Below are 20,173 nucleotides of genomic sequence, written 5' to 3' on the forward strand. Positions count from 1 at the left end.
GGGAAGGCCCGTGTCCTCGCTGCGCTGCGGGCCGCGCCAGCCTTCCCTCCACCCTTGCTCTCCACTCAAGCCCCTGTGTTCCTCGACGGCACGGGCACTGCAAGCAAGACGGATCACCAACCAGGAGGGCAGGGTATGCACCAGGTAAATCCACCGCAAACCAACCCCAAAACCATGGGACGGGATGCAGCAATCCAGATCAGGTGGGCCTGTTGCGCGGGTGTAACGCTTTTGTAGCGCCATGCAGCGATGCATAGCGCAGGTGTAGCACGTTTATAACGGGAGTGATGCCATGGAAAACGTAGTGACAACGCCGTATCGCGATTTTGTTATGACCATTCCGGATACCCCGGAGGGCCAGCTGTGGCTGATGGAGCTGGACTTTGTGGACATTCTGGAGGGGGACATCGACCAGTTGGCGGACCTGGCCGATCGGGCGCCGGCGCCGGAGTGCAAGGGGTGGCTGGAGGGGCTGATTTTCCACCGTCGGGCGCTGCAAGGTCTGCACCCGAGTTTTCAACCTGCTTGAGGGGAAGAGGGATGAAACGACTGTGGATAGCGACTTTTGCGCTCTTGGTGGCCGCTTGCGGCAAGCCGACCTTGGATGGGGTTTATTCTGGGGCCCTGGTGTCCAAGGTGATGCACTCAACCATCAAGACCGAGGTCAGCTTCACGTTTAAACCGACCGGGAAGGTGTCGCAAATGATCCTGGGCACCGAGCATGAAGTGGACTATGTGATCGAGGGCGACAAAATCCGGATCAAAACCGTAGGGGCGGATACGATTTTTACCCTGCTGGAGGATGGGACGATTCGTGGGCCGATGGGGGTTGTTTTGAAGAAGGAATGATTGGGGTGAATGATATTGAGCGTACCGCTCAATAGATACCCGAGAAGTATAGTTTCTCGGGTATTCGTCCCTTTGGGATCACTTTGTTGTGATAGAGCCTATTTAATCGAATATGTTGCAAACAGGGCATTCAAATTCCATGTTATCTGGTCGATCAGGGTGAATATCATTCTGTAGCTTTTCAGCTCCACCAAAATCGTGAAAGTTCGTACATTCCTTATTAAATGCTGCCTCGGGTGAAGTGGCATAGCTGTATTTGAACTTTGGGTGCTTATCAATATGTTGTTTTAGGCGAGCGTTCAAGTCACTGTCTGATCTGCCCACATAGGATACGTAGAATGCGCCGTCACTTTTGACTGTGCCAAGCGCATAATTTCCAGCAGAGACCCTGGTGACTTTATTGTCAATTTCTTCATTGGTGAGATCAAACGGGCCTTGCATATTGAGTGAAACCATGATTTCTCCTGTGTGAAAGCTAATGCTTGAATTTTTGGGTGATGCATGACTTTATTGCGTAGCATCCGTTTGGACCATAATGTCATGTGTAATGGTTCTTTCTATTTTTTCATGGCGATACACGACTATCTGCGTTTCTTCAAGGAATGCGCAGTGACTGCTGCTACATAGGAGGGTATATGCTTTGATCGGCTGATCTTGTCCGGAAAGAAAAACCTCTACAGAGCGGGCTCTCCCTTCTTTTACTTTCTTCAGGAAATTATTCGCGGTCACTTCACCGCTCTTGCCTGAAAAAAATCCGGCCAGTAGTATCCCAATAATTACGAATAGAATGATGGCGGAAAATTCAAAAACCTGGACAGAAAAGGTAGCAAATTCAGAGACCTCTTTAGGTGGCTCTGGTGATTCATGTTTATTTTCTCGAGGTGATTTCTTCGTAAACCACGCATCGACTACCTTACGAACTCTTGCTGAGGTGCTGAGAAAAACGATAGCAAATGCAACCAACGCAATGGTTTCTGATGCTAGGACAAAATATACAATCTGTGCAGCACTCAAGTCGAGTAAGGCGAAGAAGCCATGGAAGAGAGTACGATCTACCGTAAGGGGAAATTGAGTTTCCTCCAGTCCGACAGTCCGCATAAACCCTTGGTAAAAGCAGACACCGAGAACGTAGAGGGATGCTGTTGCTACGGGTAGCCCAGTAAGGATAGTTTGTATTGTTGATCTTTCGCGCACGTCACTAGTAAAAGTTGTGATAAGTATTGGGTGAGTACATTAGCATAAAACCATCCTTGGATGTCTGTGATGAAAAAAGCAACCAAGTTCTGTTCTTGGCCAAGTTCAGGCAGCGGTTTGTTTTGTAAGGCTTAGCCTAGTTTCTTGGCTAAATCCTCGGCTTTGGGGTGGTAGTAGCGCTTGAGCATCCTAAGATCCTTGTGTCCCGTAACACTGGCCAGTTCAAGGACATTGCTCAGGCGCTCGGCAAGTAGGCTTGTCGCCTCATGGCGCAGGTCGTGGAAATGTAGGTCCTCAAGAAAGCCCTTGCTTGGGGCTGTGCCGCTTGCGGTGCATTCCTCAAGGTAGCGCTCTTGTGCTCGTGCTACCGCCCGCCGAAAAGCCAGTTTCACCGCGTTATCGGTGATGGGGAACACATGCCCTTCCAACGAACGGGGCAACTCTTTCAGAACAGCGACAGCGCGGCTGGACAAAGGGACGTCACGCGAACTGCCGTTTTTTGTGTCCGGTAGCTTTGCTGTCTGGCGACGAAGATCCACGTTCTCCCAACGAAGCGAGAGGACCTCTCCCAAGCGCATGGCCGTCTCCAGTGCGAAGAGCACCACAGGACGTATCCATGGGTTCCTGGTGCGGTCCGTGAGCTTGCCGTCCTGGCCACGGTCACGGGGGGTGAGTTCGTCGATCAGCCAGGTGCGCTCCTCATCTGAAAGGCGCCGCTCACGGGCTTTCGGGGAGGGGGGGCGCCGGATTGCAGCCACTGGGTTCTCGATGTAGATCCCCCACTCCTTGCGGGCTACGTTGATGGCGGCGCTGAGCAGATTCAGCTCCCGGTTGACTGTCGAGGAGGCGACAACCTCCAAGCGGCTATCTCGCCACTCAGCCAGGACGCTTCCTGAGAGGGCGCTCATCTTGTAGCTGGCGATTGGAGCCTTCATCAACGCTCGGCACCGGCTGGCTTCTACCAGGCCGCCTTTGTGACTGGGGCAGATTTCCTTCGCGTAGCGATCAAGCACCGTGTGGAGGGTAGTTTTGTCGGCCTCTCGCCGATCCACGATAACCCCGCGATCGATCTCCGCCTCGATCTGCCGTGCCCAGGCTTCAGCATCCGCCCGGGTTTCGAAGGTCCGCGTCTGGGTAGGGTAGCCTTTGCGGCGGATCTGGCAGTGGTATTGGTATGCCCCTTTTTTACGGATCGTCGCCATGCTGGGTTTTCCTTTTACTGTGCCAAGATTGTGCCAATAAATAGTAAATTACCCGTAAATCCGCATGAATACTAGTTGTGTTTTGTCCTTCACACGGCAAAGGTCACAGGTTCGAGCCCTGTACCACTAGTCAAATGCCTCAATAATCAAGCATCTCCTTCGACCGGAGCCTTGGGCAGCCACAGGCACTTGCCCTTGCTTTCCTTGTCGATGGCGGCGAGCGTCGCGGTGTGGGCCTCGATTTCGCTGTCGGCGGCTTTGATCACCTTCAGGGGGGGGCGGGGGCCGCGGCGGATTTCGACTACGTCGGTCTTTTCTTCCTGGGGGGGGGCATCCAGCTCCATCACCAGGCTTTCCTGGCCCCGGGTCATGGCCAGGTAGACGTCGGCCAGGATTTCCGCGTCGAGCAAGGCGCCGTGCAGGGTGCGGTTGGAGTTGTCGACGCCGTAGCGCTCGCACAGAGCGTCCAGATTGTTGCGCTTGCCCGGGTGGAGGCTCTTGGCCATGCGCAGGGTGTCGAGGATGCCGCCGGCGACCTGGGTCACCGGGGGCAGCCCGACCAGGGCGAACTCGTTGTTGAGGAAGCCTACGTCGAAGGGCGCGTTGTGGATGATCAACTCGGCGCCGGCGAGAAAATCCGCCAGTTCATGGGCGATCTCGCGGAATTTCGGCTTGTCGGCGAGAAAGTCCAAGGTGATGCCGTGGACCGCCATGGCGCCGGCATCGATGTCGCGCTCCGGGTGGACGTAGCGGTGCAGATGGCGGCCGGTGAGGCGGCGGTTGACCATCTCCACCCCGGCGACTTCGATCAGACGGTGGCCCTGGCGGACTTCCAGGCCGGTAGTTTCGGTATCGAGAATGATCTGGCGCATGGCTTAGCTCTTCCGCGCGGCGGCGTGCAGTTCGTCGATGCCCCGGTTGGCCAAGGCGTCGGCCTTTTCGTTGCCGACGTTGCCGGCGTGGCCTTTCACCCACAGCCATTCCACCTGATGCTGGGCGGCCAGTTGGTCGAGGCGCTGCCACAGGTCGGCGTTCTTCACCGGCTTCTTGTCGGCAGTCTTCCAGCCGTTGCGCTTCCAACCGTGAATCCAGCTGGAAATGCCCTGCTGGACGTATTTGGAGTCGGTGTGCACCCGGACGGCTACCGGCCGCTTCAGGGCGGTGAGGGCCTCGATGACAGCGGTCAGCTCCATGCGGTTGTTGGTGGTTTCCGGTTCGCCGCCCCAGAGTTCCTTCTGGTGGCTGCCGGAAATCAGCCAGGCGCCCCAGCCTCCGGGGCCCGGGTTGCCGCGGCAGGCGCCGTCGGCGTAAATCTCGACGATGGTTTCAGTGCTCATTACGGTGGGTCAATAAACGACGGTTTTTCTGGGCGATGGGGGCCAGGGATTTGGCCCGCCGGCGGCTGTTGTGCCAGGCCGGCTGGATCAGGCGCATACCGGCTACCCGCTTCACGGCGCGCACCATGTAGACCCCGCCGGCAAACCCCCACCAGCGGTCGCCGGCCAGCTCCATGAAGCGGAAGCGGGAAAAGGCGCGTTCCTGGCGGAGCGGCGGGGCATAACAGCCGAAGCTGCCCCGGTTCACTTCGAACCCGAGCAGTTGCAGCCAGTCCTTGAGGCGCTGCACAGACAGGTAGCGGCCATTCCAAGGGAAGCAGTTGCGCCGCCGGGCCAGGCCGCGGCGCAGGCCCCACAGGGACAGGGGATTGAAGCCGATCACCACCACCTGCCCCTCGGGGATCAGGATGCGTTCCACCTCCCGCAGCACCTGGTGCGGGTCTTCGGCGAATTCCAGCACGTGGGGAAGGACCACCAGATCGACGCTGCCGGTGGCGAAAGGCAATTCACGGAAGTCGCAGGCCACGGCGATGGGGCCTGCATCGCCGGCGCACAAGCGCAGGGGAATGCGGCTGGCGGCGAGGAAATCGCATTCCGGCAGCCCCAACTGGACGGCGTGGAAACCGAAAATGTCCCCCACCGCCTGCTCCACCTTGGCCTGTTCCCAGCCCAGGACGTACTGCCCCTGGGGGGTGGAAAGCCAGTCCTGAAGACCCGGGATCGACATGCTGTTGTCTGGTGCTGTGGATGGATTTGACAGAAGGGGCGCGGGATGGGGAAATCGCGGCATGGAGGACGACACCATGACCACAGCCGCAGCCCCTCGCCGGCGGGATTTACCAGGGTTGCCCGATTTACCCGGCACCCCCTCGGCCACCTGGACCCAGGACGGGTTCGCCCTGGGCCGCATCCCGGCCTTTCGCGACAACTACATCTGGCTGATCGGCCAGGCCGGCGGCAGCCGGACCGTGGCTGTGGACCCGGGCGAGGCGGAACCGCTGGAGCGGCTGCTGGATGCCCGGGGCCTGAGCCTTGCGGCCATCCTGCTCACCCACCACCATGCCGACCACGTGGGCGGGGTGGCGCGCCTGCTCGAACGTTTTCCGGGAATCCCGGTGTTCGGGCCTGCGCTGGAGTCTATCACAGGGGTCACCCGGCCGTTGGCCGGTGACGAGACCCTGGATGTGCCGGGCCTGCCAGTGCCGCTGCGGGTTCTGGCGGTGCCGGGACATACCCGGGGACACCTGGCCTACTACCTGGAGCCCGGGCCGGGCGCAGCACCGGGCCTGCTGTTCTGCGGCGACACCCTGTTCGGCCTGGGCTGCGGGCGCCTGTTCGAGGGCTCGCCCGGGCAGATGCATGCATCCCTGGTCAGCCTGGCCGCCCTGCCGGAGAACACCCTGGTGTTCTGCGCCCACGAATACACCCTGCTCAACCTGCCCTTTGCCGAAGCCGTGGACCCGTACAACGCCGTCCTGGCCCAGCGCGGTGAGGAAATCCGCCGGTTGCGCGCCCGCGGCGAGGCCACGGTGCCGATGCCGCTTGCCTTGGAGCGGGCCACCAATCCGTTCTTGCGCTGTGCCGAACCGGCGCTGGCCGCCGCCGTGGCCGACATGGCCCCCGATGGCGATCCGGTGGCCGTGTTCGCCGCCCTGCGGGAGTGGCGCAACCGCTGGTAGCGCCGCACGCTCAGGATTGCGGTTGTACCTGGATAGGGGGAGAGGACACGAGCCGCGCCAGGCTTTCCACCACCTGGGCCGGCTTGAAAGGCTTGACCACGACGCCTGCCGCACCCGCGTCGAGAACGGCGCGGATGTTTTCTGCGCTGGTGTGGGCGGTGACCACGATCACTGCTGTGGCGGGGTAGCTGGCGCGTATTTCCCGCAGCACCTCAAAGCCATCCATCTCGGGCATTACCAGGTCGAGCAGCACGATGGTGGGCGCAAGCCGCTTCATTGCTTCGAGGGCGGCGGCGCCGTTCAGAGCCTCTCCGACGATGTCGTATTGCTCTGTGCGCACGATGGTCCGGAGCAGCTCCCGGGTCACGTCGTTGTCGTCGACGATAAGTACTTTTCCCCGGACGGTGCCATAGCGTGATTTCTTCATGGTTCTCCGTTCGTCTGGCGCAGAGGGGCGGGCCCTGGGAAAAGGCAGGCGTTACGGATACCCGCATCGCAATCAGGGTCTTGAACTCTTGGAAAGAGCGCGCCAAGAAGGCAAAGTTCCCCGGACAGCACGGGGCCGAAGACGGATTTACTTCCGCATCGGGAGCGTGAAAGCTCGCGGGGACAGAAGGTCAGCGGGCGAAGCGGGGCAGGGTGCGGCGTACCCGGGTCAGGGCATCCACTACCTTGGCGGCGTTGAACGGTTTGACCACGAAGCCGGCGGCGCCGGCCTTGAGGGCTTCCTGGACGTTCTCGGCGCTGGCGTTGCCGGTGACCATGACTACCGCCGTGTCCGGATAGTCGCGGCGGGTGGTGCGCAGCACCTCGATGCCGTCGATCTCCGGCATCACCACGTCGAGCAGCATGATGTCGGGAGTCAGGCGTTCCACCGCCTCCAGGGCCGAGGCGCCATCCCGGGCTTCGCCCACCACTTCGTAGGGCTCGCTGCGCAGAATGGCCCTGAGCAGCGAGCGCATGATCTCGTTGTCGTCCACGATCAGGACGGTGGGCAACTCGGAGAGGGGAGTGGGGGGGGCTTCGGCGGCGGTCATGGCGGGGCGGACGGCTGAATCGGGGCGAGTCGGTATTTATGGGCAGCGTGGCGGGGCTAGGGGGTCGGTTCGAGCAGCAGGCCCTCGATCCGGGCGACCCGGTTGCGGCCGGTGGCCTTGGCGTCGTAAAGGGCCCGGTCGGCGGCGGCGATCAGGTCCGCCGGTGTGCTCTCGGGCCCCGGTACGCAGGCTGCCACGCCGCAGGACAGGGTGACGTGGCCCACGGGCGAATCCGGATGGGTCAGCTTCAACTGCTCGACGCTGTAGCGCATCCGCTCGGCCACGAAGGCGGCGCCGCCCAGGGTGGTTTCGGGCAGGATCATGGCGAATTCCTCGCCGCCGTAGCGGGCCAGCAGGTCCCCGGCCCGCTCCATGGCGCGGCCCATGGTGGCGGCCACCTGGCGCAGGCAGTCGTCGCCGGCCTGATGGCCCAGAGCATCGTTGTACTTCTTGAAGAAATCCACGTCGCAGATGACCAGGGCGAGCACCCGGTGGTAGCGCTGGGCGCGCCGCCATTCGGCCTCCAGAGCCGTGTCGAAGCGGCGGCGGTTGGCCACGCCGGTCAGGCCGTCGATGCTGGAGAGACGCTCCAGTTCCTGGTTGGCGGCGTCAAGCTTGCGGGTCAGCACCACCAGGGAGCGGCGCATCTGGACGATGCGCTGCATGGCGCGCAGCTTGGCGCGCAATACCACTTCGGTGACGGGCTTGCCGAGAAAGTCGTCGCCCCCGGCGGCGATGCCCTTTTCCAGGTGGTCGTCGCTGTAGCTGGCGGTGAGGAAGATGATCGGGGTCCATTCCCCGGGGCCTTCGAGCTGGCGCAGGCGGCGGGCCACTTCGAAACCGTCGATGCCGGGCAGGATGAGATCGAGGAGCACCAGATCGGGACGTTCCTGCTGGAACATTGCCACCGCTTCCAGGCCGTCGCCGGCGGGCAGGGGCTGCATGCCCATGCGTTCGAGCTGGCTGCACACCACCACGCGGGCGGTGCGGGTGTCTTCGACGACGAGAACTTTCATGGGTGAAGAAGGCGTCTTTCCAAGGACGCGTCCAGCCTCCCGCAGACAAGTGTTGTTGGTATTTTCTGGCGTTGCGCTGCTTATGACGCAATTGTAACCGAAAGGCCGGGTTCTCGCCCGACGCGGCGGATTTGGCCCAGACCGGCACGCCGGATCGCCGCCCGTCGTGACGGTGCAACTCCCGCCGCGTACACTGTCATACCTTTACCCCGTTTTTCGCCGCCCACGCCATGCCGCAACAGATGCCGCCTTCCCCGCCGACGCCCCCGAATCCGCAGGACCGCGCACCCGACCTTTCCTGGGCCTCCCTCAAGGCCCGGGCTGCCGACCTGGCCAGGCGCCGGGGCGTGCGGCGCGGCGCCTGGATCGTGGGGATCGCCTGGCTGGTGTGGCTGGCGGTGGGCTTTGCCTCGGGCCCCCTGTTCAAGGACACGGTGGCCCACCTGCTGTCGGAAAAGCTGCTCCGGCCGGTGAGCATCGCCCGGCTGGCGATCAATCCCTTCACCCTCCAGGTGGATGTGGAAGGCTTTCGCATCGATTCCCTACCTGACCAGGGCGACAAGCCGATCCTGGCCTTCGACCGCCTGATGGTGGACCTGTCGGCTTCCACCTTCGTGCGTTTCAAGCCGGTCATTGCCGACTTCGACCTGGAGCGCCCCGAGGTCAATCTGGTGCGCTTCTCCGAAAATCGCACCAACATCTCCGACATCATCGAAGCCCTGCGCTCGCCGCCCGACCAGGAGAAGACCCCGCCGCCCAAGTTCGAACTGCGGGATTTCCACCTGCGCGGCGGCCGCATCACCCTGGACGACCGGGTGGCCGGCACCACCACGACCCTGGCCGACCTGGACCTGCTCCTGCCCCGCCTGGCCAACCTGGGGCGGGGCGAGGACGCCACCCAGCCGGTGCTCAAGGGCGTGCTCGACGGTGCCCCCTTCGAACTCAAGGCCGAGGCCGTGCCCTTTGCCGCCGTGCCCGAGGCCACGGTGCGCTTCGCCTTCACGGGCCTGGACCCGTTGCCCCTGTTGAACTACGCCGCCTTGCCGCTCAAGGTGGAAAAGGCCCGCGTCGACCTTGACGTCAACGCCCGCCTACGCCTGGAAAAGGACCAGCCGATCGGCCTGGCCCTGTCGGGCGAGGTGGCCCTGCGCGACTTCGACGTGCACCAGAAGGGCGGCGCCCCCCTGGTGGCCGGCGAGCGCCTGGCGGTGACCCTGGACAAGGTGGAGCCCCTGGAACGCTCGGCGCGCATCGCCGGTGTGCGTCTGGAAAAGACCGAGCTCCACGTCAGCCGTGACAGCCAGGGCAAGATCAACTGGCTGGCCCTGGCGAGCCCCCCGGCCGCCAAGCCCAAGGCCGCCGCAACGGACAAAACGGTGGCCGCCCCGGCCCCTGCGGTGCCTGCCCCGGTGGCGCCGGCCAAGTCCGACAAGCCTGCCGCGACCGGAGACGACGAATTCAAGTGGTCGGTGGCCAAGATCGAGTTGAGCGGCGTTTCCGTGGTGGTGGACGACAGCTTCCAGGGGCCGCCCCGGCGCCTGACGGTGAGCGACCTCCAGGTCAGCCTGCGGGACGTGGCCGCCGGCTTCGCCAAGCCGGTGCGCTTCGACCTGTCCGCCGCGCTCCAGGCCGGCGATTGGGCCCAACTGGGCACCCTCACCGTGAGCGGCGGCGAGGCCGACCTGGCCAAGCAGGGCATCGCCATCGACAAGGTGGCCCTGGACGGGACCAAGGTGTCCCTGGTGCGGGAAAAGGATGGCCGGCTGGTGACGCCCCTGCCTTTCGTCGCGGATGCGGGCGCCGACGGCACCCCCGCCGAATCCCACGGCAAGGCGTCTGCCCATGCCGGGCCGGCCAAAGCGGCAAAGGCAACGACCAAGGCCGCAGCCGGCGGCGCAGCGCCCCCTGCCTGGCACGTCCAGGTGGCCCAGGTGGCGGTCAACGGCGCAGCTGTGGACGTGGAAGACCGCAGCGCGCCGCTGCCGGCCAAGCTCAAGCTCAACGACTTGAGCGTGGCACTGGCCGGTGTGGATACGGCGCCGGGCAAGGCCATGACGGTCAAGGTGGGCACCGCGGTGATCCCCGGCGAGGTGGCCGCGGCGGCGCCGGGCAAGCAGAAGGGGCGCAGCCTGGCCCGGGGCAAGGGAGCCTCCCTGGCCAAGGCCGCGCCGGACGATGCCGCGGCGCAAGCCGACCAGGGCAGCGCCAAGGCCGCGGCTCCCGCCACCGGTGCGGAGAAGGCGGCCAAGCAAGGCAAGACGAAAAAAGGCGGCAAGGCGGCCAAGGGCAAGCCGGCGGGTGCGGGTAAGGCCGGGGCCGGCGACAATTCGGACATGGCGCCGGGCCGCCTGGAGGCGGAAGGCACCGTCGCCCTGGCGCCCCTGGACGTGGTGCTGACCGTGCGGGCGCGCCAGATCGGCCTTCAGCCGGTCCAGGCCTACTTGGCCGACAAGGTCGGTTTCCGCCTGGCCAAGGGCCAGTTCACCGGATCGTTCAAGGTGGCCCTGGCCGAGCCCAAGGGCAAGGTGGGGGGCGCCCTGGCCGGCCGCATCGGCGGCGACATGACCCTGGGCGACCTGTCGGCGGTGGAAGCGGTCAGCGGCGACGAATTCCTCAACTGGAAGTCCCTCTACTTCGGCGGTATCGACGTCAAGCTGCCGGTCACCGACGTGGCGGTGCGGGAAGTGGCCCTGTCGGATTTCGCCGCCCGGGTCGAGGTGTCGCCCAAGGGCGAGCTGAACCTCAAGCAGCTGATGAAGCCCATCGCCCCGGCCAAGGACGGTGGCCAGGGGAGCGGCCAGGCCACACCGGCCAAGGAAGGCGGCAAGGCCGCCGGCAAACCTGCCGAGGACGGCGCCAAGAAGGCCGGGGCCGCGCCGGCGGCGGAGGGCCCCCGGATCAGCGTGGGCAAGGTCACCCTGCAAGGCGGACGGGTGTTCGTCAACGACCAGTTCGTCCAGCCCAACTACTCGGCCCGGCTGGTGGATCTGGGCGGGCGCATCGGCAGCCTGTCGTCGGACCCGGCGGTGCGCGCCGACTTCGACATCCGCGGCCGGCTGGGCATCGGCACCCCCATTGTCATCTCCGGCAAGGTGAACCCCCTGGCCAAGGACCCGTTCCTGGACCTGAAGATGGAGGCCAAGGGCATCGAGATGACCACCTTCACCCCCTACTCGGGCAAGTACCTGGGCTACACCATCGAAAAGGGCAAGCTGCTGGTGGATGTGTCCTACCTGGTGGAAAACCGCCAGCTCAAGGCCGAGAACCACATCTTCCTCGACCAGTTCACCCTGGGCGAGCCGGTGGAAAGCCCGGACGCGATCAAACTGCCGGTGCGCCTGGCGATCTCGCTGCTGACCAACAACCGGGGCGAGATCGACCTGCGTCTGCCGGTGTCCGGCTCCTTGGACGATCCCCAGTTCTCGGTGGGCGGGGTGATCTGGCAGATCGTCAAGAACCTCATCACCAAGGCGGTCACTGCGCCCTTCAGCCTGCTCGCCAAGGCCTTCGGCGGCGGCGAGGACCTGGAGCAGCTGGCGTTCGCCCCCGGCCGCTCCAGCCTGGACGATGCCCTGCGCGGCAAGCTCGATACCCTGCTCAAGGTGCTGAACGACCGCAAGAGCCTCAACGTGGAAATCACCGGTATCGCCGTGAGCGACAAGGAGGCCGACGACTACCGGCGCGCTCAGCTCGAACGCAAGGTCAAGCTGCGCAAGCGCAGTTCCGCCGACCCGGACGCCGACGACGTGGCCGTGTCCCCGGCCGAATACCCGGCCCTGCTGGAAAAGGTCTACAAAGACGCCAGCTTCCCCAAGCCGCGCAACCTGATCGGCCTGACCAAGACCCTGCCGGTGCCGGAAATGGAGCGCCTGCTGCTGGCCAACACCCCGGCTGGCGAGCCCGAGTTGCGCAAGCTCGCCGAGCGCCGCGCCAAGGCCGTGCAGGATTACCTGGTGGAAAAGGGCATTGCCTCGGAACGGCTGTTCCTGGTCACGCCCAAGCTGGAAGCGGGCAGCGACGCCGGCCAGCCCCGGGTGGCCCTGTCCCTGCGCTGAGGCAGAGGGCGCCTACTGAAGCCGTGGGCGATGGATTCCCCACGGCTCCGGGCAGGTGCCGGGGGTAGGTGCGGCCGTCTCGCCGCGATTGCCTGCGTGGCGGCTGGCCGGCTGGCGCGGTGGAGTAGGAGGGTAGGGGCGGCGTAGCGGCCCGACCCTCCCCGCCGGTCAGGCGGTTACGGGCAGTTTTCGATCAGCCGCAGAACTGGGCGAGGAACCACACCAGGCCGCCCCCCACCACCAGGGCCAGCAGGCCCAGCAGCAGGGTGGCCCGGCCCGGGTTGCCGGCGCGCTGGCCGCGCCGCCGGGTATCCACGTAGTTGGCGTATTCGCCAAAGGCCAGGAAGGCCGCCAGGGCGAAGACGATGGCGCCGTAGAAAATGCCCACCGCCTGCCAGTTGCCCACGTCGCTGCACGAGAACGACGCCATCTGGCGCAGCTTGAGGGTGAAGTCCACCTTCAGGCCGTAGTACAGCCCCAGGCCGAGCATCAGGCCGAACAGCAGGAGCATGCCGATCAGGCCCCAGGTCTCGGCGCGGCGCAGTTCACGGCCCAGGGCCGCCATGTCCTCGGCGATCCAGAAGAACGGGGCAAACAGGCGGCGGAACAGGCTGGGGCGGGACATGATCGGGGCGTCGGGTAGAAGGGCAGATGGCGTCGGTGCTCTACAATGGCGGCCATTCTACGCATTCTATGTTGCCCTCCCGCTGCCGGGCTTTCCCCCGGTGGCGCCATCTGCGACTTATTTCTCCATGAGCGATCTTTTCTTGCTGCTTTCCGTACTATCCGCCCTGCTTGCCGGCGCCGCCCTGGCGGTGGGCCTGCGCGTGCTGGGCCGCCTCAACCGCCTCGCCGACGAGCGGGACGGCGCCGCCCAGGCCGCCCTGGTTCTGCAACAACGCCTCGACGCCCTCGACAAGGGCCTGCGCGACGCCCTGGGCCGGCTCGAAGGCGATCTGCGCGGGGAACTGCGCGAGGAATTCGCCCGCAGCCGCCAGGAAGCCCAGACCGCCGCCTTGCAGCAGCGCGACGAGCAGAATCGGGGCGCCGCCACCCTGGCCCAGACCCTGTCCGGCCAGGTCGGCAGCTTCGGCCAGACCCTGGGACAGAGCCTGACCCAGAGCGTGCAGACCCTCAACCAGACCCTGAGCCAGACCCTCACCACCCAGATCGGCCAGCTCACCGAGACCCAGACCCGCAGCCTGGACGCCTTCGCCCAGCAGCTGAAGGCCGTTTCCGACGGCCTGGACGGCCGTTTCGAGCAGCTTCGCCAGGCGGTGGAAACCCGGCTGGCCGCGTTGCAGCAGGAAAACGGCGTCAAGCTCGACGAGATGCGCAAGACCGTGGACGAAAAGCTCCACGCCACCCTGGAACAGCGCCTGGGCGAATCCTTCAAGCTCGTCTCCGAGCGCCTGGAGCAGGTCCATCGCGGCCTGGGCGAGATGCAGACCCTGGCCGCCGGCGTGGGCGACCTGAAGCGGGTGCTGACCAACGTCAAGACCCGGGGCACCTGGGGCGAGGTGCAGCTGGCGGCGCTGCTCGAACAGATCCTCACCCCTGCCCAGTACGCCACCAACGTGGCTACCGTGCCCGGCTCCGGCGAGCGGGTCGAATTCGCCATCCGCCTGCCCGGCAAGGACGACAACGGCTTTGGCGAGACCAGCCCGGTGTGGCTGCCCATCGACGCCAAATTCCCGGTGGAGGACTACCAGCGCCTGGTGGACGCCCAGGACCGGGCCGACCCGGTGGCGGTGGAAGCCGCCGCCAAGGCCCTGGAGGCTCGCCTCAAGGACGAGGCCAAGACCATCCGCGCCAAGTATGTGGCGCCGCCTCACACCACCGACTTCGCCGTGCTCTATCTGCCCACCGAGGGCCTCTACGCCGAGGCCCTGCGCCGCCCGGGCCTGACCGAGGCGTTGCAGCGCGACTACCGGGTCACCCTGGCCGGGCCCACCACTCTGGCGGCCATGCTCAACAGCCTGCAAATGGGCTTCAAGACCCTGGCCATCGAAAAGCGCTCGTCGGAAGTCTGGGCCGTGCTCGGCGCGGTCAAGACCGAGTTCGGCAAATTCGGCGACGCCCTGGCCCACACCAAGAAGAAGCTCCAGGAAGCCACCAACTCCATCGACAAGGCCGAGGTGCGCACCCGGGCGGTGAGCCGCAAGCTCAAATCGGTGGAAGCCCTGCCCAGTGGCGAGGCCACGGCCCTGCTCGGTGAGGAGGGCGGTGAGGCCGGCGATGGCGACGTGGAAGAAGAGCTGGTCTAAGTCCCACGCCGGGCCGGCCAAAAAGCGCCGGCCCAAACCCCGCGCCAGTAGGGCGTTTCCAAAGGGTGGCCGCTGGAAGGCGCGCCAGCGCTCGCGCTTGGGGCAGGCCTACCGGAGAACGGCTTACCGCCTGGGGTTTGGCGGGGTGGGGGAGGGCGGCGCATCGGATGTCGCCTCGCGCGGGATTTCGCCCTCGGCCTTGCTCCTACCCTTTGTGAACATCGTTCCCGGCCGGCCCAGCCCGGCCCTGGCCGTTTGGCTCAAGCGCGCCGGCGCGCGCCGCTACGCGGTAATCACCGCCTGCAATCCCGGATCGGTGCAACGCGATGAAGCGGAAAATGCCGCCCGCCAGGCCCGCCTCGCGGCGCGGCTGGCGGCCCACGGGCTACGGGTCCTGCCGGCGGTGAACGGCCCGGATGCCCCCGATTGGCCGGCGGAACCGTCCTGCCTGGTTCTCGACCCGCCTCTGGCCCTGTTGCGCCGGTTGGGCCGGGCCTTCGGCCAGAACGCCCTGGTGGCGGGGCGGCGGGACGGCCGACCCCGGGTGGTGTGGCTGGGGCGTAAGGAACGGGGCGGGTGCGGCAAGTAAGGCACTCCGACTGGCGCCCGGTGGCAAGCAAGCCTTGGTGCCAGGTGGTGCAATCGGGCGTCGGTGTTTCCCGCCGAATTCCGGCCGAAAATCGTTTCCCGCCGGGCGGCTGTTTCAGCCTGCCGCCGCAGGGCCTTCCGTCGTTCTGTCCCCTTCCAGGACCTCGGTGTCGTCGTGGGCATAGGCCGGGGCGCAGCAGCACAAGAGGCGCAGTGGCACGGCCCCGGTGTTCTCGATGCAGTGGGCGGTGCCTGGCGGAATCAGCACCGTATCCCCCGGGGCCACCGCGAAGCGCTCGTCGCCCAGGGTCATGCGGCCGCTGCCGGCGGTGATGTGGTACAGCTCCTCGGTGGCGTCGTGACGGTGCAGCAGGGTGCGCTGGCCGGGGAAGACGGTGGCCTCGGCCAGGCTCTGGGCCCGGGCGCCGGGATGCACCGCCGGGTGCATCAGCTCCCGGATCTCCGAGCCGTCCTTGGTCACGTAGGCGGGCACCGCGTCCCGCTGCGTGACCAGGGGCTTGCACTGTCCAGGGGAGCTCATCACCTTGCTGCTCAGTCCTGGACGGTAGCAGGCCGCTCGAAGCGGCGGATGAAGCCGGCCACCTCGGGGCAGATCACCTCACGCCAGCGCCGGCCGCTGAAGATGCCGTAGTGGCCGACCTGAGGGCAGAGGAAGTGGCGGCGCTGGCCGGCTTCCAGGCTGGCGCACAGGCCGTGGGCGGCCTCGGTCTGGCCCGGGGCGGAGATGTCGTCCAGCTCGCCTTCCACGGTCATCAGGGCGGTCTTGCGGATGGCGGCGGGATCGACCCGGCGGCCACCCACCATCAGTTTGCCCTGGGGCAGGTGGTAGTCGAGGAAGACCCGTTCGATGGTCTCCAGGTAGAACTCCGCCGGCAGGTCCATCACCGCGTTGTACTCGTCGTAGAAGCGGCGGTGAGCCTCGGCCGACTCCCCGTCGCCCTTCACCAGGTGGTGGTAGAAGTCCACGTGGGCATCGATGTGCCGGTCCGGGTTCATGGCGACGAAGCCGGCGTGCTGCATGAAGCCCGGATACACCCGGCGCAGGGCGCCCGGGTACTTGGCCGGCACCCGGGTCACCACCCGGGTTTCGAACCAGGCCAGGGAATGGGCCTGGGCGTAGTCGTTGACCGCGGTGGGATTGACCCGGGTGTCGATCGGGCCGCCCATCAGCACCATCGAGCGGGGCTGGGCCGGATCGTCGTCGGCGGCCATCAGGGAAATGGCAGCCAGCACCGGTACAGTGGGCTGGCACACCGAGACGACGTGCACGTCGGGGCCGAGCCGGGCGATGAAGTCCCGGGCATAGGCCACGTAGTCGTCAAAGCCGAAGCCGCCCTGGGAATGGGGCACCAGCCGGGCATCGACCCAGTCGGTGATGTACACCTCGTGGGCCGGCAGCAGCGCCCGCACCGTGTCGCGCAGCAGGGTGGCGTAGTGGCCGGAAAGAGGGGCGAAGACCAGCACCTTGGGGTCGGCGGCACGGCCGGCGGGCAGGTCGCGCTTGAAGTGGAGCAGGCGGCAGAAGGGCAGCTCGGCCGCGTATTCCTCGGCGACCGCGACGGTGCGGCCGTCCACCGTGGTGGTGTCCAGGCCGAAGGCGGGTTTTTCGTAGCGCCGCACCAGGCGGGCGAACAGTTCGGAGCCGGCGGCCACCTTGGGGGCGGCGGGCAGGTAGGAGAAAGCGGAGAAGGGGTTGCCGAACAACTGGCTGGTGGCTTCGGCCCACAGGCGGAAGGGCGCAACCAGGCTGTGCTGGAACTCGTGCAGATCGTAGAGCATCGAAACTCGGGAGTGAAACGGAACCGGCGGATTCTAAAGAACTTTTTACCCCCGTCAATTGAAAAATAACGGGGCCTTCCGTCTCTATTCCGAGCGGTTTTCCGTCTCGTTATCGAGAGGGATTCGCTTCCGGCGGGCGGCACCGTCCGCGGGGTGTCGATCCGGGTGTGAATTCCTGCCGGCGCGACCCCTGGCCGGCGGCTACAATGACCGCGCTTGGCGCCCCCGGCGGCGTCATGGGCACCATCAGGCATTACCTAGGCACCACCTGGCACCATCGGCGATTAAGCCCTACATCATGACAACAGAAAAAATCGGTCGCTTCCAGATCAAGCGGGAACTGGGGAGAGGAGCCCAGAGCGTCGTCTACCTGGCGTGGGATCCCCACCTGGAACGGGACATCGCCATCAAGACCCTGCACTTTTCCACGCCGGACCCGGAGCAGAACCGCCGGCTGCTGGAAGAGGCCCGCTCCGTGGGGCGGCTGCGCCATCCCAACCTGGTGCCGGTGTTCGAGGCGGGGGAAGAAGGCGGCGACATCTTCCTGGTGTTCGAATACGTGCCGGGCACCACCCTGACCCGCCTGCTGGCGGAAAAGGGAGCCATGGCCGCCCCGAAGGCCGCCGCTCTGGTGCGGGCCGTGCTCGACGCCCTGGCCCACGCCCACGAGGCCGGGGTGATCCACCGGGACTTGAAACCGTCCAACATCCTGATCGACGAACACGACGGCAAAGGCACGCCCCGGGTCATGGACTTCGGCATCGCCATGCGCGCCGACGCGGCCCGGGACGGCGGCCTGAGCGGCACCCCGGCCTATATGGCGCCGGAGTACATCGCTCACCGCACCGTGTCTCCAGGTGTGGACGTGTTCGCCGCCGGCCTGGTGCTGTTCGAGCTGCTCACCGGCTTCCGCGCCTTCCAGGGCGTGGACGTGAACCGGGTGATGGAGCGCATCTGCAACGACGACTTGCGCCTGCCCGACGGGCTGGCGGTGGACGAGCGCCTGGCGGACATCCTCTACCGGGCCACCGCCCGGGACCCGCTGGACCGCTTCGAGTCGGCGGCCGCCTTTCGCCAGGCCCTGGACGCTTACCTGTCCCCCGAGTCCGAGGCCAGCGCCGCGGCGGACGCCAAGCAAAGCACCCTGGATTTCCTGCTGCGCCGGATGCGCCACAAGAGCGACTTCCCGGCCCTGTCCGAATCGGTGTCGGCGATCAACAAGATCGCCGATTCGGAGCGGGAGAGCGTCGCCAAGCTGTCCTCCACCATCCTCAAGGACTTCTCCCTCACCAACAAGATCCTGCGCCTGGTGAACTCGGCGGCCTACCGCACCTCGGGCGGCGGCAACATCAGCACCGTGTCCCGGGCGGTGATCGTCCTGGGCTTCGACGCGGTGCGCAACATCGCCGTCACCGTGCTGCTCTTCGAGCACCTGCAAAACAAGGCCAACGCCCAGCAGCTCAAGGAAGAGTTCCTGCGCGCCAACCTGGCGGCCATCATCGCCCGGGACATCGCCCACCACCGCCCCGAAGTGGCGGGCCACCGGGAGGTGGAGCAGGCGTTCATCTGCGCCATGTTCCACAACCTGGGGCGGCTGCTCACCCAGTACTACTTCCCCGAGGAAAGCGACGAGATCAAGAAGGCCATGCAGCAGCAGGCTATCTCGGAGGAGGCCGCCTCGATCAGGGTGCTGGGCCTGTCCTACGAGGAACTGGGCATTGGCGTGGCGCGCACCTGGGGCTTTCCCACCCTGATCGTCGGCAGCATGCGCTCCCTGCCGCCGGGCAGCGTGCGCCGGCCCAATTCCGCTGAGGACCGGCTGCGGCTGCTGTCGGCCTATTCCAACGAAATCTGCAACGTGATCGCCGCCACGCCGCCGGAACGGCGCCAGAGCGAGCTACGCAAGGTGGCGGCCCGCTTCGCCGCCGGCATCGACCTGGACGACAAGGCAGTGCGGGAGACCCTGGAACGCTCCTTCGTCCAGGTGGCCGAATTTGCCACCATCATCCGCCTCAACCTGCAACAGACCGTGTTCGGCCGCCAGATCCGCGCCTGGAGCGGCGGCACCGTCGGCAGCAGCGAAACGGTCACCGAACTGGGCACCCTGCCCGGGGCGGTGCTGGCCGACAACGCGGTGCTGCCCGACGGGGACGGGAGCGACGGCGAGGCCTACAACGCGGCCAATGCCCAGGCCATCCTCACCGCCGGCATCCAGGATATTTCCAACACCCTGGTGGAAGACTTCAAGCTCAACGACGTGCTGCGCATCATCCTGGAGACCATGTACCGGGCCATGGGCTTCAAGCGCGTCATCCTGTCGATCAAGGATGCCCGCACCGGCATGATGCAGGGACGCTACGGCTTCGGCCCGGACGCCACCGAAGTGGCCAAGGCCTTCCGCTTCCCGGTGGGCAAGCACCAGGACATCTTCCAGGCGGCCCTGACCAACGGCGTGGACATCCTCATCACCGACACCGAGGACCCGAAGATCGCCCCGCGTATTCCGGAATGGTTCCACAAGGCTGTCTCGGCCCGCTCCTTCGTCATCTTCCCCCTCAACATCCGCCACAACCCGGTGGCCCTGATCTACGCCGACAAGGACCGGGCCGGCGACATCGTCATCCCGGACAAGGAACTGTCCCTGCTGCGCACCTTGCGCAACCAGGCGGTGCTGGCGATCAAGCAGTCGGTGGGCTGAGGGGCACGGGAACCGTCCTCCCGTCCTGCGGGCGCGCCTTGGCGCGCCCGTTGCATTTCCAGTGGCACTTTCTGGTGATGCTTTCTGGCGTCACGTTCCGGAGTCACGTTTCGACTCGCTCCCGCCCATGCTTCGGCATAATGGCCTGCAAAAATATCTTCGACATAGTCGGGTGGAATTGCCACGGAGCATAACTTCATGTTCGGAGCATCAAAGCGCCTGCTGCGGGAACAACAAACCATCGCCACTCTGGAAGCCCGCCTCGACGAACGGGAGCGGGAAGCGGCGGCTCTGCGCCAGGAGCTGGCGGAGAGCCAGGCCCAGCTGGCCAGCATCCAGCGTTCCGCCCGGCATTCGGACGGAATGCACCAGAATCTGAGCACCTTCGCCGATTCTCTCAAGTTGGTGCAGCAGTCCCTGGCCGGCCTGGCCGCGTCGATGAAGGAGGAGC

19 protein-coding genes are annotated in these 20,173 nt (G+C 65.5%); 7 read left to right on the forward strand and 12 right to left on the reverse strand.

The window, feature by feature from the left end:
• Positions 1 to 292 precede the first annotated feature (292 nt).
• Together V7Z98_RS17170 and V7Z98_RS17175 are read left to right on the forward strand one after the other, a co-directional pair.
• Entirely contained in the window at positions 293 to 529 is a 237-nt protein-coding gene (locus tag V7Z98_RS17170) for a hypothetical protein (RefSeq protein ID WP_334159295.1), read from the forward strand.
• 11 nt (positions 530 to 540) lie between these two features.
• A complete protein-coding gene (locus tag V7Z98_RS17175) occupies positions 541 to 849 on the forward strand; it encodes a hypothetical protein (RefSeq protein ID WP_334159297.1) in 309 nt (102 codons plus the stop codon).
• A 102-nt stretch (positions 850 to 951) separates the two neighbouring features.
• On the opposite strand, the gene V7Z98_RS17180 is transcribed toward V7Z98_RS17175, so the two are convergent.
• The 6 genes from V7Z98_RS17180 to V7Z98_RS17205 all read right to left on the reverse strand — a co-directional run bounded on the left by V7Z98_RS17180 (position 952) and on the right by V7Z98_RS17205 (position 5,309).
• Positions 952 to 1,305, reverse strand: a complete 354-nt coding sequence (locus V7Z98_RS17180; RefSeq protein WP_334159299.1) for a hypothetical protein — start codon at positions 1,303 to 1,305, stop codon at positions 952 to 954.
• 51 nt (positions 1,306 to 1,356) lie between these two features.
• On the reverse strand, positions 1,357 to 1,947 hold the full coding sequence (locus V7Z98_RS17185) for a hypothetical protein (RefSeq protein WP_334159301.1): 591 nt from the start codon (positions 1,945 to 1,947) through the stop codon (positions 1,357 to 1,359).
• A gap of 227 nt (positions 1,948 to 2,174) precedes the next feature.
• On the reverse strand, positions 2,175 to 3,245 hold the full coding sequence (locus V7Z98_RS17190) for a site-specific integrase (RefSeq protein WP_334159303.1): 1,071 nt from the start codon (positions 3,243 to 3,245) through the stop codon (positions 2,175 to 2,177).
• Between the two features lie 146 nt (positions 3,246 to 3,391).
• Positions 3,392 to 4,117, reverse strand: coding sequence for a DNA polymerase III subunit epsilon (gene dnaQ, locus V7Z98_RS17195; protein WP_334159304.1), 726 nt, complete (start codon positions 4,115 to 4,117; stop codon positions 3,392 to 3,394).
• Positions 4,118 to 4,120: 3 nt separating this feature from the next.
• Positions 4,121 to 4,582 carry a ribonuclease HI gene (rnhA, locus tag V7Z98_RS17200; protein ID WP_334159305.1) on the reverse strand — a complete coding sequence of 154 codons (462 nt, stop codon included), beginning with the start codon at positions 4,580 to 4,582 and terminating at the stop codon, positions 4,121 to 4,123.
• Complete coding sequence (locus V7Z98_RS17205; RefSeq protein WP_293264784.1) at positions 4,572 to 5,309, reverse strand: class I SAM-dependent methyltransferase; 738 nt, start codon at positions 5,307 to 5,309, stop codon at positions 4,572 to 4,574. The genes rnhA and V7Z98_RS17205 overlap by 11 nt, the downstream gene beginning before the upstream one ends.
• A gap of 118 nt (positions 5,310 to 5,427) precedes the next feature.
• Here V7Z98_RS17205 and gloB point away from each other — a divergent pair, with 118 nt between their 5' ends.
• A complete protein-coding gene (gloB, locus tag V7Z98_RS17210) occupies positions 5,428 to 6,261 on the forward strand; it encodes a hydroxyacylglutathione hydrolase (RefSeq protein ID WP_334159306.1) in 834 nt (277 codons plus the stop codon).
• A 10-nt stretch (positions 6,262 to 6,271) separates the two neighbouring features.
• On the opposite strand, the gene V7Z98_RS17215 is transcribed toward gloB, so the two are convergent.
• The 3 genes from V7Z98_RS17215 to V7Z98_RS17225 form a co-directional block, all read right to left on the reverse strand.
• Positions 6,272 to 6,688 (reverse strand): response regulator, encoded by a 417-nt coding sequence (locus V7Z98_RS17215; protein ID WP_293264780.1) that lies wholly within the window; start codon positions 6,686 to 6,688, stop codon positions 6,272 to 6,274.
• A gap of 190 nt (positions 6,689 to 6,878) precedes the next feature.
• A complete protein-coding gene (locus V7Z98_RS17220) occupies positions 6,879 to 7,298 on the reverse strand; it encodes a response regulator transcription factor (RefSeq protein WP_334159307.1) in 420 nt (139 codons plus the stop codon).
• A 56-nt stretch (positions 7,299 to 7,354) separates the two neighbouring features.
• Positions 7,355 to 8,314 (reverse strand): diguanylate cyclase, encoded by a 960-nt coding sequence (locus V7Z98_RS17225; protein WP_293264776.1) that lies wholly within the window; start codon positions 8,312 to 8,314, stop codon positions 7,355 to 7,357.
• Positions 8,315 to 8,556: 242 nt separating this feature from the next.
• Between V7Z98_RS17225 and V7Z98_RS17230 the strand changes: the two genes are divergently transcribed.
• Positions 8,557 to 12,369, forward strand: coding sequence for a DUF748 domain-containing protein (locus V7Z98_RS17230; RefSeq protein ID WP_334159309.1), 3,813 nt, complete (start codon positions 8,557 to 8,559; stop codon positions 12,367 to 12,369).
• Between the two features lie 193 nt (positions 12,370 to 12,562).
• On the opposite strand, the gene V7Z98_RS17235 is transcribed toward V7Z98_RS17230, so the two are convergent.
• A complete protein-coding gene (locus tag V7Z98_RS17235; protein ID WP_293264772.1) occupies positions 12,563 to 12,994 on the reverse strand; it encodes a hypothetical protein in 432 nt (143 codons plus the stop codon).
• A 127-nt stretch (positions 12,995 to 13,121) separates the two neighbouring features.
• On the opposite strand from V7Z98_RS17235, the gene rmuC reads away from it, so the two are divergent.
• Positions 13,122 to 14,636, forward strand: a complete 1,515-nt coding sequence (gene rmuC / locus V7Z98_RS17240) for a DNA recombination protein RmuC (protein WP_334159311.1) — start codon at positions 13,122 to 13,124, stop codon at positions 14,634 to 14,636.
• A gap of 199 nt (positions 14,637 to 14,835) precedes the next feature.
• Positions 14,836 to 15,225 carry a DUF3293 domain-containing protein gene (locus V7Z98_RS17245; protein ID WP_334159312.1) on the forward strand — a complete coding sequence of 130 codons (390 nt, stop codon included), beginning with the start codon at positions 14,836 to 14,838 and terminating at the stop codon, positions 15,223 to 15,225.
• A gap of 114 nt (positions 15,226 to 15,339) precedes the next feature.
• On the opposite strand, the gene V7Z98_RS17250 is transcribed toward V7Z98_RS17245, so the two are convergent.
• Positions 15,340 to 15,765, reverse strand: a complete 426-nt coding sequence (locus tag V7Z98_RS17250; RefSeq protein ID WP_334159314.1) for a cupin domain-containing protein — start codon at positions 15,763 to 15,765, stop codon at positions 15,340 to 15,342.
• A gap of 11 nt (positions 15,766 to 15,776) precedes the next feature.
• Positions 15,777 to 17,024: a polyhydroxyalkanoate depolymerase gene (locus V7Z98_RS17255; protein ID WP_293264764.1), complete on the reverse strand. Its 1,248-nt coding sequence runs from the start codon at positions 17,022 to 17,024 to the stop codon at positions 15,777 to 15,779.
• Positions 17,025 to 17,322: 298 nt separating this feature from the next.
• Between V7Z98_RS17255 and V7Z98_RS17260 the strand changes: the two genes are divergently transcribed.
• The gene (locus tag V7Z98_RS17260; protein ID WP_334159316.1) at positions 17,323 to 19,722 is read left to right on the forward strand and encodes a protein kinase domain-containing protein; all 2,400 of its coding nucleotides are present in this window, start codon (positions 17,323 to 17,325) and stop codon (positions 19,720 to 19,722) included.
• Positions 19,723 to 20,173 lie beyond the last annotated feature (451 nt).

It is taken from the genome of Oryzomicrobium sp. (assembly GCF_036820405.1).
Lineage (GTDB): Bacteria > Pseudomonadota > Gammaproteobacteria > Burkholderiales > Rhodocyclaceae > Oryzomicrobium.

Coding starts and splice junctions, on each gene's coding strand:
- V7Z98_RS17170 (WP_334159295.1), top strand. CDS start 293: ATGGAAAACGTAGTGACAACGCCGTATCGCGATTTTGTTATGACCATT.
- V7Z98_RS17175 (WP_334159297.1), top strand. CDS start 541: ATGAAACGACTGTGGATAGCGACTTTTGCGCTCTTGGTGGCCGCTTGC.
- V7Z98_RS17180 (WP_334159299.1), bottom strand. CDS start 1,305: ATGGTTTCACTCAATATGCAAGGCCCGTTTGATCTCACCAATGAAGAA.
- V7Z98_RS17185 (WP_334159301.1), bottom strand. CDS start 1,947: ATGCGGACTGTCGGACTGGAGGAAACTCAATTTCCCCTTACGGTAGAT.
- V7Z98_RS17190 (WP_334159303.1), bottom strand. CDS start 3,245: ATGGCGACGATCCGTAAAAAAGGGGCATACCAATACCACTGCCAGATC.
- dnaQ (WP_334159304.1), bottom strand. CDS start 4,117: ATGCGCCAGATCATTCTCGATACCGAAACTACCGGCCTGGAAGTCCGC.
- rnhA (WP_334159305.1), bottom strand. CDS start 4,582: ATGAGCACTGAAACCATCGTCGAGATTTACGCCGACGGCGCCTGCCGC.
- V7Z98_RS17205 (WP_293264784.1), bottom strand. CDS start 5,309: ATGTCGATCCCGGGTCTTCAGGACTGGCTTTCCACCCCCCAGGGGCAG.
- V7Z98_RS17215 (WP_293264780.1), bottom strand. CDS start 6,688: ATGAAGAAATCACGCTATGGCACCGTCCGGGGAAAAGTACTTATCGTC.
- V7Z98_RS17220 (WP_334159307.1), bottom strand. CDS start 7,298: ATGACCGCCGCCGAAGCCCCCCCCACTCCCCTCTCCGAGTTGCCCACC.
- V7Z98_RS17225 (WP_293264776.1), bottom strand. CDS start 8,314: ATGAAAGTTCTCGTCGTCGAAGACACCCGCACCGCCCGCGTGGTGGTG.
- V7Z98_RS17230 (WP_334159309.1), top strand. CDS start 8,557: ATGCCGCCTTCCCCGCCGACGCCCCCGAATCCGCAGGACCGCGCACCC.
- V7Z98_RS17235 (WP_293264772.1), bottom strand. CDS start 12,994: ATGTCCCGCCCCAGCCTGTTCCGCCGCCTGTTTGCCCCGTTCTTCTGG.
- rmuC (WP_334159311.1), top strand. CDS start 13,122: ATGAGCGATCTTTTCTTGCTGCTTTCCGTACTATCCGCCCTGCTTGCC.
- V7Z98_RS17250 (WP_334159314.1), bottom strand. CDS start 15,765: ATGAGCTCCCCTGGACAGTGCAAGCCCCTGGTCACGCAGCGGGACGCG.
- V7Z98_RS17255 (WP_293264764.1), bottom strand. CDS start 17,024: ATGCTCTACGATCTGCACGAGTTCCAGCACAGCCTGGTTGCGCCCTTC.
- V7Z98_RS17260 (WP_334159316.1), top strand. CDS start 17,323: ATGACAACAGAAAAAATCGGTCGCTTCCAGATCAAGCGGGAACTGGGG.